Source organism: Enterobacter sp. PTB (assembly GCF_051130085.1).
Lineage (GTDB): Bacteria > Pseudomonadota > Gammaproteobacteria > Enterobacterales > Enterobacteriaceae > Enterobacter > Enterobacter ludwigii.
Genome location: NZ_JBDKEE010000003.1, coordinates 194,968 through 207,574 on the forward strand (window position 1 = coordinate 194,968; position 12,607 = coordinate 207,574).

13 protein-coding genes are annotated in these 12,607 nt (G+C 55.1%); 2 read left to right on the forward strand and 11 right to left on the reverse strand.

Going from position 1 to position 12,607, the window contains the following annotated elements:
• Positions 1-6: 6 nt before the first annotated feature.
• The 4 genes from chbA to osmE all read right to left on the reverse strand — a co-directional run bounded on the left by chbA (position 7) and on the right by osmE (position 2,783).
• Entirely contained in the window at positions 7-354 is a 348-nt protein-coding gene (chbA, locus tag AAIR21_RS05120; protein WP_032681213.1) for a PTS N,N'-diacetylchitobiose transporter subunit IIA, read from the reverse strand.
• Positions 355-401: 47 nt separating this feature from the next.
• Positions 402-1,760, reverse strand: coding sequence for a PTS N,N'-diacetylchitobiose transporter subunit IIC (gene chbC / locus AAIR21_RS05125; RefSeq protein ID WP_014169674.1), 1,359 nt, complete (start codon positions 1,758-1,760; stop codon positions 402-404).
• Between the two features lie 79 nt (positions 1,761-1,839).
• A complete protein-coding gene (gene chbB, locus AAIR21_RS05130) occupies positions 1,840-2,157 on the reverse strand; it encodes a PTS N,N'-diacetylchitobiose transporter subunit IIB (RefSeq protein WP_008500676.1) in 318 nt (105 codons plus the stop codon).
• A 281-nt stretch (positions 2,158-2,438) separates the two neighbouring features.
• The gene (gene osmE, locus AAIR21_RS05135) at positions 2,439-2,783 is read right to left on the reverse strand and encodes an osmotically-inducible lipoprotein OsmE (RefSeq protein WP_014169673.1); all 345 of its coding nucleotides are present in this window, start codon (positions 2,781-2,783) and stop codon (positions 2,439-2,441) included.
• Between the two features lie 232 nt (positions 2,784-3,015).
• Here osmE and nadE point away from each other — a divergent pair, with 232 nt between their 5' ends.
• Positions 3,016-3,843, forward strand: coding sequence for an ammonia-dependent NAD(+) synthetase (gene nadE, locus AAIR21_RS05140; protein ID WP_020884418.1), 828 nt, complete (start codon positions 3,016-3,018; stop codon positions 3,841-3,843).
• 123 nt (positions 3,844-3,966) lie between these two features.
• A complete protein-coding gene (cho, locus tag AAIR21_RS05145; protein ID WP_014169671.1) occupies positions 3,967-4,845 on the forward strand; it encodes an excinuclease Cho in 879 nt (292 codons plus the stop codon).
• Here cho and ves read toward each other — a convergent pair.
• The 7 genes from ves to astC all read right to left on the reverse strand — a co-directional run bounded on the left by ves (position 4,823) and on the right by astC (position 12,537).
• A complete protein-coding gene (gene ves, locus AAIR21_RS05150; RefSeq protein ID WP_020884419.1) occupies positions 4,823-5,380 on the reverse strand; it encodes an environmental stress-induced protein Ves in 558 nt (185 codons plus the stop codon). The genes cho and ves overlap by 23 nt on opposite strands.
• 297 nt (positions 5,381-5,677) lie before the next feature.
• Positions 5,678-6,175, reverse strand: a complete 498-nt coding sequence (gene spy / locus AAIR21_RS05155; protein ID WP_020884420.1) for an ATP-independent periplasmic protein-refolding chaperone Spy — start codon at positions 6,173-6,175, stop codon at positions 5,678-5,680.
• Between the two features lie 338 nt (positions 6,176-6,513).
• Entirely contained in the window at positions 6,514-7,479 is a 966-nt protein-coding gene (gene astE, locus AAIR21_RS05160) for a succinylglutamate desuccinylase (protein WP_104440226.1), read from the reverse strand.
• Positions 7,480-7,489: 10 nt separating this feature from the next.
• The gene (astB, locus tag AAIR21_RS05165; protein WP_434680186.1) at positions 7,490-8,815 is read right to left on the reverse strand and encodes an N-succinylarginine dihydrolase; all 1,326 of its coding nucleotides are present in this window, start codon (positions 8,813-8,815) and stop codon (positions 7,490-7,492) included.
• Positions 8,802-10,289 (reverse strand): succinylglutamate-semialdehyde dehydrogenase, encoded by a 1,488-nt coding sequence (gene astD / locus AAIR21_RS05170; protein ID WP_032681217.1) that lies wholly within the window; start codon positions 10,287-10,289, stop codon positions 8,802-8,804. The genes astB and astD overlap by 14 nt, the downstream gene beginning before the upstream one ends.
• The gene (gene astA, locus AAIR21_RS05175; protein ID WP_014169664.1) at positions 10,286-11,320 is read right to left on the reverse strand and encodes an arginine N-succinyltransferase; all 1,035 of its coding nucleotides are present in this window, start codon (positions 11,318-11,320) and stop codon (positions 10,286-10,288) included. Before astA ends, astD begins: the two co-directional genes overlap by 4 nt.
• Positions 11,317-12,537 carry a succinylornithine/acetylornithine transaminase gene (astC, locus tag AAIR21_RS05180; protein WP_014169663.1) on the reverse strand — a complete coding sequence of 407 codons (1,221 nt, stop codon included), beginning with the start codon at positions 12,535-12,537 and terminating at the stop codon, positions 11,317-11,319. The genes astA and astC overlap by 4 nt, the downstream gene beginning before the upstream one ends.
• Positions 12,538-12,607 lie beyond the last annotated feature (70 nt).

Below are 12,607 nucleotides of genomic sequence, written 5' to 3' on the forward strand. Positions count from 1 at the left end.
TCTGCCTTACTGCATCTTCTCGTGAAGCTCAATTAACTCGGCCACCAGTTCACGTGCCAGCATCGACGTCATCAGATGATCCTGCGCATGCACCAGCACCAGACTGACCTTCATCTTGCCTTCACCCTGGTCACTTTCGATAAGCTTTGTCTGCACCAGGTGCGCTTCGTTCAGCGCCGTACGGGACTGTGCCATCATGGTTTTCGCGGCTGCGAAATCACCCTGCTTGGCCTGCTTGAGCGCGGCATACGCCAGGCTACGCGCCTGCCCGGAATTGATGATAAGCCCCATCACCACCTCTTCCAGATCGTTCTCTGCGGTTTCTTCTGCGACAATACTGTCCAAATCTAACATTTTTAAGCTCCTTTTGGCTGGCGCGGGTTGCCCCGCGCCGTGCAATTTTAGAATTTCAGTGCGAGGGCGATATCCTCTTCGCTCTCTTCTTCATCGATAACGGTTGCAGCTTTGTTTGCTATCGCCACGAATGGCATATAGAGCAGTGTTGCAATCCCGAGGTTGAATATCGCCAGCAGGAAGGCAGCCACGCTACCGTTGGTGTTGAAGAACGCCCCCAGACCTGCCGGCATGGTCCACGGCGCAATGTTGGTGACGGGTGGGATAATGCCCAGGTAATAGGCCGTCAGGGTTATGGCCGCCAGCAGTGGCTGAACCAGAATGAACGGAATGAACATTACCGGGTTCATGATGATTGGCAGACCAAACAGAATCGGCTCGTTAATCTGGAAGATGCCTGACGGCAGCGCCAGCTTCGCAACCTGACGATGGTCAGCGCGACGAGAAACAATAAAGACCGCGATGATCAGACCCAGCGTCGCCCCGGTACCCCCCAGGAAGATATAAGAGTCAAGCATCGGCTTCGCCCACACATGGAAGGTTTTACCGGCTGCCAGCGCCGCGTCAACGGAGCCGTACTGCTGGTAAAGTGCAACGTTTTCCAGTGCCCATGGGGTCATGATACCGCTGTCGAGCGCCGCCAGTGCCAGTGAACCATGCACGCCAAAGAACCACAGCAGGGAGGTGAAAATCACATACGCCCAACCGACCACGCTACCCATTGACGCCAGCGGCGTTGAGATAGAGTCCATAATGATCTGGTGGAAGTTAGTGCCCCAATGAGAGAGCGCCCAGGCGATAATCCCCATGATGGAGAGAATAATGAAGCCTGGAATCAACGCGGAAAATGAACGAGAAACGGACGCCGGCACGCTATCCGGTAAACGGATAACCCAGTTGCGACGAATAATAAAGGTGAACATCTCCGCAACCACCAGACCGATTACGATACCGGAGATGATATTAGCGCCTCCCAGCCAGTTGGCCCCTACGGCATAGGCCTCACCGACGCTGTATGGCGTCACGGTCATAAAGGCGGCAATGGATAATAAACCTGCGGCCAGCGGATCCACTTTCCGTTCTTCCGCCAGTGCCATGCCAATAAAGAAAGGAGCCATCAGCGACATAATACCTAACGTACCGTTATATACGTTGCCGCCGATGGCTTTTAAACCATTAAGGGTTTCAATTGTGGAAGCGTCTAATCGAATTCCTAATGAATAAAAAAAGGAACCTTCACCAAAGCTCAGAAAAACGTTGTTAATTAAAACGAACATTGCCCCAGCCAGCGTCAACGGCATTAATCTAATAAAACCGTTTTTGATGGCATTAACGTGAGGCTGCTTTCCTATTTTAACAGCAAAAGGAAGGAGTACCTTTTCAAGTGAAGCGATGACTTTACTCATAGGAAAATACCCTTAAATGCCGCAACGCGGGTTACGGCGTATTGTGTGTGAAATAACTCTTTGACGGGAAAAATAAAAATTAATTAGCAGCTTTTTTAATTGCTGCAACAGCAGCTTTCAATACACCTAAACCATCAATCTTGCCGTACAATCCCGAATCGATCACTTCGACCGGTTTATTGGGTAACAGACGTTGAATTTCGGGCAACATATAGGCAATTTGCGGCCCCAGTAAAACGACGTCGGCTGTCTGGCCCTTTTCGCCCGCCAGCGTCTCCGGAAACGCTTCGATTACCACCGGGACTTCATACTTCTCAGCCTGAGCACGCATCTTTGACACCAGAAGCGAGGTTGACATGCCTGCTGAGCAGAACAGATAGATATGTTTCTTTTCCATAGTAACTTCCCTCTCGTATGACTACCTGCCATCGCGCTATCACTCGACTCGCTATCCTGGCAGACAGGTAGTTTGCTTACTGTTGTTTGTCGTTGGAGTGAGTATACGCAATGGTACAGACAGGAGATAATTCTGCACAGGGGCAAATTGTCTCTCATTGACCTGGCGTGTTGACTACCTTCACATTTCAGGCAAATAATTCGCGAGAAGAAATAAGATTTACGTATGTATAAAAAAACCGGCCCAACGGCCGGTTTGTTAACATACTCAGGCAAGAAGCGTTACTGCGCCTTAGGTGCCTGCGGATCGGTATCGTATTCAGTACAGGTCTGGTAACCGGAGTTGATCACATGACCGGTCTCATCCAACGCAACGAAGTAGGTCTCTGCCTTACCATCACGTTGACCCAGGATATAGGTCTGGCAGGTACCGCGTGCATGAATCATTGTCACTTCAGAAGAAGGCTTGCCGGCAATCGCAGCCACCTGCGAACGGGTCATGCCTTTTTTGACATCTTTCACTACGGGCTGTGTAAACTGATCTTTGGTGCGGTCGTAGGCCGTACACCCTGCCAGCATAGTCAGTACCGCCGCTGCGCTAAGAATTCCTGCTACGTTCTTGTTCATATTCCGTCCTCTTGTTTATCAGCGTGTTATCTAAGCATGGAATAAAAAGTACTATTGTTCAACTTTGTGAATTCCGCCAGACGAATTTCGGAAAATTCTAATAAAACAACGATAACCTGCTAAATCGCCGCAATTTAGCGCACTCGAAACTGTGATCCTTGTCGTTTCTCGTTCAAAGGGTTAGTTTTAACAGCTAACACAATCTGTTTATGTTCTGCATATGGAGGGCGTGATGGCTCTGCAACAAGAGATTATTCAGGCGCTGGGCGCGAAGCCCGCGGTAGACGCACAAGAAGAGATCCGCCGCAGCGTGGATTTTTTAAAGTCTTATTTAAAAACTCACTCGTTCCTGAAATCCCTGGTGCTGGGCATCAGCGGCGGTCAGGACTCTACCCTGGCCGGTAAACTCTGCCAGATGGCAATTTCAGAGCTCCGCGAAGAGACGGGTGATGACGCGCTGCAGTTTATTGCCGTGCGTCTTCCCTATGGCGTGCAGGCCGATGAACAGGATTGCCAGGATGCCATCGCCTTCATCCAGCCCGATCGCGTACTCACCGTCAATATCAAAGGATCGGTGCTGGCCAGCGAGCAGGCGCTTCGCGAAGCAGGCATTGAGTTGAGCGATTTTGTCCGCGGCAATGAAAAAGCCCGTGAACGTATGAAAGCGCAATACAGCATTGCCGGTATGACCAAAGGCGTTGTGGTCGGTACCGATCATGCGGCAGAAGCCATCACGGGTTTCTTCACCAAGTATGGCGACGGCGGTACCGATATTAACCCGCTCTTCCGTCTCAACAAACGTCAGGGTAAGCAGCTCCTTGCCGCGCTGGGTTGCCCGGAGCACCTTTACAAGAAAGCGCCAACGGCAGATCTGGAAGACGATCGCCCCTCCCTGCCGGATGAAGCGGCCCTGGGTGTCACCTATGACAATATTGATGATTATCTGGAAGGCAAAAAACTGGATGAAGGTACCGCGAAGATCATTGAAAGCTGGTATCTGAAAACCGAGCACAAGCGTCGCCCACCGATCACCGTGTTCGATGATTTCTGGAAAAAGTAACACTCTGGCACCCTCTCTCTGGGGAGGGGGTGTTCGCCCGCACCGTCCGTTGCGCCCTCCGGCTCTTTTTTAACCAAACCGGCTCTGCTACACTGTATGCCTGAACAGTATATGGAGTAGTATGTGAGCAGGCGTCAATCCGCCCCGCGTCTTGAGTTTGAAGCGGCGGCTATCTACGAATATCCCGAACATCTTCGCCCCTGGCTTGAGGAACTGCCTAAACAGCCGGGTGTGTATATCTTTCACGGTGAGAGTGACACCCTTCCGCTCTACATTGGCAAAAGCGTAAATATTCGCAGCCGGGTTATGTCTCATCTGCGCACGCCAGACGAGGCGGCAATGCTGCGCCAGTCGCGACGCATCACCTGGTTTCGTACCGCCGGAGAGATGGGCGCGCTCTTACTGGAAGCGCGGCTGATCAAAGAGCAACAGCCGCTGTTCAATAAGCGCCTGCGCCGCAACCGGCAGCTCTGCTCCCTGCAGATAAACGCCGGTAAGCCGCAGGTTGTCTACGCACGGGAAGTCGATTTTTCTCACGCCCCCAATCTCTACGGGCTGTTCGCTAACAAACGGGCGGCTCTGCAGGCTCTGCAAACGCTGGCCGATGAATTACAGCTGTGCTACAGCCTGCTAGGCCTCGAAGCAACCACCCGCGGGCGGGCCTGTTTCCGCTCAGCGTTAAAGCGCTGCGCAGGGGCCTGCTGTGGGAAAGAAAGCATTGAGGAACACCACGCCCGGCTCCTCGCAGGGCTGGCGGCGCTTAGCGTTAACTGCTGGCCGTGGGAGGGTGCCGTTGCGCTAAAAGAAGTCGGTGACGCGATGACCCAGTATCACATCATCAACAACTGGCTCTGGCTGGGCGCTGTTGACGATGTAAACGATGCGGCAACCTTGCTGCGCACACCCGCCGGTTTCGACCACGATGGCTACAAAATTCTCTGCAAGCCCGTGTTAACCGGCAAGTATGAGGTCATTGAGCTTAGTGCCCCGGCAGCCAGTTAATTTCGCTGAATAATAAGGTGCCCTGAGCCTCCAGCAGGCGGAGAGTATGGACGCCCTCCTCCCAGCTGGCGCCCTGATCGGCCGTCAGCAACTTATCGCCAAGCTGCCACGCCCCGCTTAACACGAACGCGACGCCCCCGCGGGAGCCGAACGTGGTAAAGGTGCGGTCAGCGACACGCACTTTCGCCTGACAACGGTCACGCCGGGTCATGATGTTGAAATCCATCGACATCCGTCCTTCGGAAAGCAGCGCTTTCACCGGCTGATCGCCGGAAAAATGGTATGGCTGATGATGTTTCAGGGTATGGCAGAACGCCTGACCGGCATCCAGCGTTACCTCACCCCCTTCAAGCAAGGTAATCACCCGATCGACACCGGGAAAAGAGGAGAATTCGCCATTGCTGGCGATGGTCGCGATACTGGCACGCCAGTAAAAATCGCGCGTTGCGGGCGGAAAACAACAAATTTCCCGCGTCTCGCCTGCGCCATTGCGCCAGAGGCTGACCGGCATCTTACGGATATCAAAGAACTCCATCACCACTCCTGAAAGGCACAACCTGTGCCAGGGCAAGGATATCGCTATCGTTGCTGTCTTGTTTGTTATCGTTGGGTTTTCACAGACACAGTATCGGCAGCAGAGCGGGCAGGCCTTAGAGGAACGTTAATAAAAATTATAACGCCATGACTCTGCAAACATTCTCTGAAGCGACTACAGGAGAATACCGCTCTGGCGGCGGCAGACAAGAGGGCAGGAAAGAAAAACCGCCGGTCCTGTCCACAGCGTTAGCGCTTTTGTGGACAGGATCCCGGCGGTCTTAAGATGTTGAACCGATTATTCGGTTGGTGCTGGCATTTTACCTTCCATTGCTGGACGTTCTGTCAGACGCTTCTCAAAATTGGCATTAAATTGTTTTTTCTGTTCCGGCGTCAGAATGTTGTAGATCTTGTTCTGGGTTTCCATATGCGCCAGCATGCGGGCTTTATGCTGCTCAGCCATTTTGTCGATCTGCGCTTCGGCTTTTGCTTTATCGAAGCTGTCGCTGGCGATGATGTCATGCATCGCGCGGCGTTCGTCCAGTGACGGACGTTTCATCTGGTCGCGCTGGCTTTTCATGATGTCGCGGACCTGCTGTTTCTGTGCATCCGTCAGGTTCAGATCTTTAAACATCATCATCTCGTGGTGCATACCCGGCTTGCCTTTATGATGCATCATCATTTTGCCTTCGACAGGCGCGGCAGTGGTGGTGGTCGCGGTATCTGCAGCGAACGCCATGCTGGTAGCGCCCAGAGCCAGGGTAGAAGCAACAAACAGTGCAGTAAACTTACGCATAATTTATTTCCTTACTTTCAGTTATTCTTCGGCGCTATGCCGTGTTGACGAGATTAACTTTACGGGGTTTATCGTCAATTAATCAGAGCAACAGTAAAACAATGAAAGTGTAAAAAACAAATTATCGCCAAATGTGGAGGAATTAAGGATAAAGGATGGAGAGTTGCAACGAAAATATTCAAAATGATGATTTTCAAAGCAATTTAAAAAAGTATAGCGAAGTGAAGACCAATAATAAAGCAATTCACCAGGAATATTCTGCAATAGTTGTCATTGCGCTTTAATCGCTAAGAAAAATATTTTGACGCTCCCCTCTCAGGCAATGAGAGGGGAAATGTTCAGGACACTTTTTCCAGCATCAGTCCGGCGCGCAGGCCAAACGCTACCGATGGATTAGGGAACAGAACATATTCAGTGGTTTTCTGCACCTCGTAACGCTCGTCGCCATCTTCCGCCAGCAGAACGCCTTTGCGAAAAGGGGTGAAGTTCAGCGTGTGGGCGGCCATATGCAGCCGGAAGGCCTCGCTGCGACGAGTGATCTGCTGTACGACCCGATAGCGCACAACAGTCTGTTCCGTTGGCTCGGGTGCCAATCCTCCGAGCAGCGCGCGAAGCGCAAGATGCGTTGGCGCGAAGCGCGTGAGATCGTTCTGGCCAAACGGTAGCGCTTTTCCCAGCTCCAGCGTGCAGGCCAGCGCGCCGAAATGCTCACAGGTGAAATGGGTAAATGTGCCCCCCGGCGACTGATGAAACACCAGAGCCTCCAGCCCGGCGTCGCCCAGCCAGCTCAGAAACGCCTCATCCCACGGCTGGTTACGCTGGGGCAGAACACCAAAGCGCACATGATAAGAGGCGCGAATTGCCGTATGCAGGTCGAGATGCCAGCGCACGGGACCGGCCGCGGCGAAAAATGTGGCAACCACGTGCTCAAGCCACTGCGCCCGCGACGTTTCATCGCCCGGCACAAACTGTGACCAGCGGCCGCCAAACATGCGGTTAAGGTCGCTCTCAAGATAACGTTTGTTTTGCGCCAGCGCAGGCGGGTTGCCAAACACCACCAGCAGACGGCACTGCAGGGTGATATCTCCCCGATACAACGCGCGAAGCAGCAGGTCGACAATTTCAACCGGCGCGGTTTCATTGCCATGGATACCGGTTGAAAGCAGCAGCGATAACTCACTCTTCGCGGCCGGTGTCAGTTCAAGGACGCCGCGACCCAGCCACCGCCAGTGAAATGAGGGGCCCTCCCCCTCACGCTGTTCGGGGGTTTCATCGGCCAGTGTCAACGCCAGTAAATTTTCCATAGCCACTCCTTTAGCGCTGGAACGGATAAACCGATCCCAACTGCAGGATTGTTGTTAACGCGTCCAGCGCCTCACGCCCTTCACGCAGTAGCTGAGGGTCGACCAGATCGGCCTGCGTTAATCTGTCGCGATAGTAACGATCCACCCAGTCATTCAGGGAGTTAAACAGCGTCTCATTCATTATCACGGCCGGATTAACAGCCTGCATTTCGTTCTGCGTCAGCACTACGCGCAGGCGTAAACAGGCCGGACCGCCGCCGTTGGCCATGCTTTCGCGCAGGTCAAAGACGCGCAGTTCATCGATCGGGTTATCGGCTTTCACCAGTTCAGACAGATAACGCCACACCCCTTTATGGTCCTGTGACTCTTGCGGCAGCACCAGCATCATGCTGCCGTCCTCACGGCTCAACAGCTGGCTATTAAAGAGGTAAGTTTCAACCGCGTCCTGCACGCTGACCGCCTGGGTCGGCACCTGAATCGGCATAAACCCCGGCACCCGCTCATGCAGCGTAGCGAGCAGCTTCTCCTGATGGGCAAACGCCTGCTCATGGCAGAACAGCACCTGGCGGTTAGAGACGGCAATGACGTCATTGTGGAAAACCCCTTGGTCAATCACCTGCGGGTTCTGCTGAGCAAAAATCATCTGTGAGGGATTCACCTGGTTCAGCCGCGCGACGGCCTGGCTTGCCGCCAGCGTCTGGCGGGCGGGATAACGGACAGGCGCCGAATGGCCGCCCTCTTCTCGCCCGTAAATGAACAGTTGCACGCCGGGATCGCCATAATCCCCCCCAAGACGGTTATGGTTTGCCGCTCCTTCATCCCCGAACATGGCCACCTGTGGCAACGCCTGATGGACCTCAAAGTGGGCCTCATGACGGAAAATCGCACGCAGAACGCGCTCGGTCGTCTCCGCTTCAGTGGCACGGTGGAATTTGTTATTCAGGTTCGCCACCGTTAAATGCACTTTGCCATCCAGCGTATCAGCCGACGGTGCAACGGTAGCAGCGTTTGCCACCCACATCGACGAGGCAGAGCTCGCCGCTGAAAGCAGGTGCGGCGTCTGCGTACCCGCTTTTTCGATAACCTGCTCATCGCTGCCGCTAAAGCCGAGCTGACGTAACACCGCCACGTTCGGGCGCTCCTGCGGCGGGATCAGCGCCTGCGGGAAACCGGCATCCGACAGGGCTTTCATTTTCAGCAGCCCCTGCTTCGCCGCCAGTTTCGGGTTGGAGACCTGAAAACGGTGCTTCGTCGAGGCTTCATTACCAAACGAGAGGCCAGCATAGTGGTGCGTCAGCCCCACCAGCCCGTCAAAGTTGACTTCACGCGCTTTCATGACGATCCCCCTGAGTAAAATCCAGCCCCGGACTCAGCGTTTCCGGCAGCGTCAGCGCAGGCGTTTCCAGGCTCGCCATCGGCCACGCGCAGTAATCTGCGGCATACCACGCGCTGGCGCGGTGGTTACCCGAAGCGCCTACCCCGCCAAACGGTGCCGTACTCGCCGCACCGGTAAGCGGTTTATTCCAGTTCACAATCCCGGCGCGTGCTTCGAGCAGCAGCTGATCAAATTTCTCACGATGCGGGGAAATCAGACCGCTCGACAGTCCATAGCGGGTGTGATTAGCCATCTCAATGGCGCTGTCAAAATCGTCATAACGCCAGACGCAGAGCAGCGGGCCAAAGACCTCTTCATCCGGCACGTTGCGTGCGCCACTCATCTCAACAATGCCCGGCGTCAGGAGCGATGTTCCGGGCTTGATTTGCTTTGGCTCAAGCAGGGTTTTCGCCCCGCGCGCCACGTGATCCTGCCAGGCTTTCAGCACGTTCAGCGCGGCCTGCTCGGAAATCAGCCCCCCAATAAACGGCTGTGGGTCGGCATCCCACTGCGCAGGCACCAGACGCGCGCTGATTTCCACCAGCCGCGCGAGGAAGGCGTCGCCCTGTGCACCCCGTTTCACCAGCAGACGACGCGCGCAGGTGCAGCGCTGTCCGGCGGTAATAAACGCTGACTGGAGGGTCAAATGCACCGCCGCGTCGATATCATCGGGATCTTCAACGATCAGCGGGTTGTTACCGCCCATCTCCAGCGCGAGAATTTTTTCCGGCTGCCCCGCCAGCTGGCGATGCAGTTGGTAGCCCGTTCCGGCGCTGCCGGTAAACAGCAGGCCGTCGATATCACTCAACGCACTCAGCGCCTGGCCGGTTTCACGCCCCCCCTGCACCAGGTTGAGCACCCCGTGCGGCAGACCAGCCTGTTCCCAGAGCTTCACCACCACCTCACCGGTCAGTGGCGTTAACTCACTCGGCTTGAAAATCACGCTATTGCCCGCCAGCAGCGCGGGCACGATATGCCCGTTCGGCAGATGCCCCGGGAAGTTATAGGGGCCAAATACCGCCAGCACGCCGTGCGGACGGTGGCGCAGCGTGGCCGCGCCATCAGGCATATCGGTATGTTGCTCGCCGGTACGGGTATGGTACGCCTTCACCGAAATGGCGATTTTATTGATCATCGCCGTCACTTCCGTGGCCGCCTCCCAGCGCGGCTTGCTGGTTTCCTGAGCGATAACGCGCGTCAATTCGGCTTTATTGGCCTCCAGCAGTGATGCAAATTTCTCGACAATTCCCTGACGTACGGAGAACGATTGTTTCGCCCATCCCGGGAAGGCGCGACGGGCGGCGTGACAGGCCTGTTCGACCTGCCCGGCGCTGGCATCATTTCCCTTCCAGAGCACTTCTTGTCCGACCGGATTGGTCTTTATGCGCGGCTCGCCTTCGCCCGTGACCCAGTCACCGTTGATCCATAAAGTCATGCTGTTTTCTCCTCAGGGCAGAGACGCACCAGGCGAACCGTGTCGCCGGCGTTACATTTCAGGGCATCCAGTTGCGCGGCCGTCAGCACCAGACGTTCACTTTTCGGGTTGGTTCGCACCAGCATGGCGCGGAAATTGTTGTACTGCTCGTTAGCCACCAGACATGCCGGCCACTCACCCGGTGCAGGCTGGCCTTCGGAAACCTCAACCAGCCGGCTTTTACGGATCGCTCGCACGCGGTCGATATCGCACTCCAGGGTGGGTCCGCCGTCAAAGATGTCCACATAGTTACGGTAGCGGAAACCCTCTTTTTCCAGCACAGCCCGGGCCGGCGCGGTTTGCGGGTGCACTTCGCCAATCACCGCCTGCGCCTGGGGGCTTAAGAAATGGGTATAGATGGGGTGTTTCGGCATCAGTTCGGCGATAAACGCTTTCTGCCCGGTGCCGCACAGATAGTCCGCCCGGCTGAACTCCATCGAGAAGAAGCGCTCGCCGAGGCTCTCCCAGAAAGGTGAATAGCCGGTGTCGTCGATCACGCCACGCATCTCGGCGACGACCTTTTCGTTAAAACGATCGCGGAACGCGGCCATAAACATGAAGCGCGACTTGGAGAGCAGATAACCGTTGCCCTCTTTTCGCCACGCAGGATCGAGGAACAGCGTGCAAAGCTCGCTGGCTCCCGTGTGGTCATTACAGAGAAAAAGCGTGGGCAGCGCGTTATAGACGTTCAGCTCTTTTGAGGCGTGAACCATCGTACCGACACGATAGTTGTACCACGGGTCGTTAAGCCCGACGGCCACTTCGATTGCGCAAATGCCGGCCACGGTACCGGTGTCGGTATCTTCGAGAACGAACACATAACCCTGTTCGCTTTTTGGCAACGTCCCCTGCCAGGTTTGCAGGGCGCGCTCAATGCGCGCCGACAGCGTTTTTTCATCGGCAGGAAGCGAGGTCAGCCCGCCTCCCGTCTTACCGGCAAGCTGCATGAGCCCGGCGATATCGCCGCGCTCAACGGGACGGATGACCATCATGATGACACCCCGGACTTCACATGTTCACAGGCCAGTGCAAAACGGTCTAAACCGGTTCTCACCTCTTCCTCGCTGACAATCAGCGCAGGGGCAAAACGCACCACGTTGGCACCGGCAATCAGTACCATCACGCCCATTTTTGCCGCTTCCTGTGAAATAAGTTTAGCTTTTCCGGCAAACTCAGGTGTGAGTTCGCAGCCAATTAACAGACCCAGACCGCGGATCTCTTTAAACAGTCCCGTCTTGCTGTTGATGGCGTTCAGGCGCTCAACAAACCAGTCATGACGTTGTTTAACGCCCTTGAGCACTTCCGGCGTGTTAATGATGTCGAGAACCTGCCCGGCCACGGCGGTAGCCAGCGGGTTACCACCGTATGTTGTACCATGCGTACCCACGGTCATTACGCTGGCGAATTTATCAGTGGTCAGCATGGCGCCAATCGGGAAGCCGCCGCCCAGCGCTTTCGCCGTAGAGAGCACGTCCGGCGTTACGCCGTAGTGCATATAGGCATACAGCTCACCGGTACGCCCCACACCCGTCTGGACTTCATCGAAAATCAGCACCGCGTGATGACGATCGCACAGCTCACGCAGCCCCTGCAGGAACGCTTTTTGCGCCGGAAGGACCCCGCCCTCACCCTGCATAGGTTCGACGATCACCGCACAGGTGGTGTCGTTGATAAGCTCGCTGGCGGACTGCAGATCGTTGTACACGCCGTGACGAATATCCGGCGGCAGTGGCGCAAAATCCTGTGAGTATGACGGCTGACCGCCGGCGCTGACGGTAAAGAGCGTGCGGCCGTGGAACGCGTTTTTAAACGCCACAATGCCGCTCTTATGAACGCCAAATTTATCGTGTGCATATTTGCGTGCCAGCTTCAGGGCAGCTTCGTTTGCTTCCGCACCTGAGTTACAGAAAAAGACTTTTTCGGCAAATGTTGCGTCGATCAGCTTTTTCGCCAGTCGCAGAGCGGGCTCGTTGGTAAAACCGTTACCGGTATGCCAGAACTTCGCCGCCTGGTCGTTTAACGCCTGACGCAGTGCCGGGTGCGCGTGGCCCAACGCGTTTACTGCAATCCCGCCTGCAAAGTCGATATACTCTTTGCCCTGTTGATCCCACAGGCGTGAGCCTTCCCCCCGTACCGGAATAAAAGCCGCCGGAGCGTAAACCGGCATCATCCATTCATCGAAATTTTCACGCGTAATTGACAGAGACATAGCGACCTCATCCGGTAAATAAAAGGTTATTTAGATGTTAAATAATTGAGTGTTTGCACTGTGAATGTAG

Excerpts from the sequence above, each read along its gene's own strand:
- chbA (WP_032681213.1), bottom strand. The coding sequence starts at position 354 with ATGTTAGATTTGGACAGTATTGTCGCAGAAGAAACCGCAGAGAACGAT.
- chbC (WP_014169674.1), bottom strand. The coding sequence starts at position 1,760 with ATGAGTAAAGTCATCGCTTCACTTGAAAAGGTACTCCTTCCTTTTGCT.
- chbB (WP_008500676.1), bottom strand. The coding sequence starts at position 2,157 with ATGGAAAAGAAACATATCTATCTGTTCTGCTCAGCAGGCATGTCAACC.
- osmE (WP_014169673.1), bottom strand. The coding sequence starts at position 2,783 with ATGAACAAGAACGTAGCAGGAATTCTTAGCGCAGCGGCGGTACTGACT.
- nadE (WP_020884418.1), top strand. The coding sequence starts at position 3,016 with ATGGCTCTGCAACAAGAGATTATTCAGGCGCTGGGCGCGAAGCCCGCG.
- ves (WP_020884419.1), bottom strand. The coding sequence starts at position 5,380 with ATGGAGTTCTTTGATATCCGTAAGATGCCGGTCAGCCTCTGGCGCAAT.
- spy (WP_020884420.1), bottom strand. The coding sequence starts at position 6,175 with ATGCGTAAGTTTACTGCACTGTTTGTTGCTTCTACCCTGGCTCTGGGC.
- astE (WP_104440226.1), bottom strand. The coding sequence starts at position 7,479 with ATGGAAAATTTACTGGCGTTGACACTGGCCGATGAAACCCCCGAACAG.
- astB (WP_434680186.1), bottom strand. The coding sequence starts at position 8,815 with ATGAAAGCGCGTGAAGTCAACTTTGACGGGCTGGTGGGGCTGACGCAC.
- astD (WP_032681217.1), bottom strand. The coding sequence starts at position 10,289 with ATGACTTTATGGATCAACGGTGACTGGGTCACGGGCGAAGGCGAGCCG.
- astA (WP_014169664.1), bottom strand. The coding sequence starts at position 11,320 with ATGATGGTCATCCGTCCCGTTGAGCGCGGCGATATCGCCGGGCTCATG.
- astC (WP_014169663.1), bottom strand. The coding sequence starts at position 12,537 with ATGTCTCTGTCAATTACGCGTGAAAATTTCGATGAATGGATGATGCCG.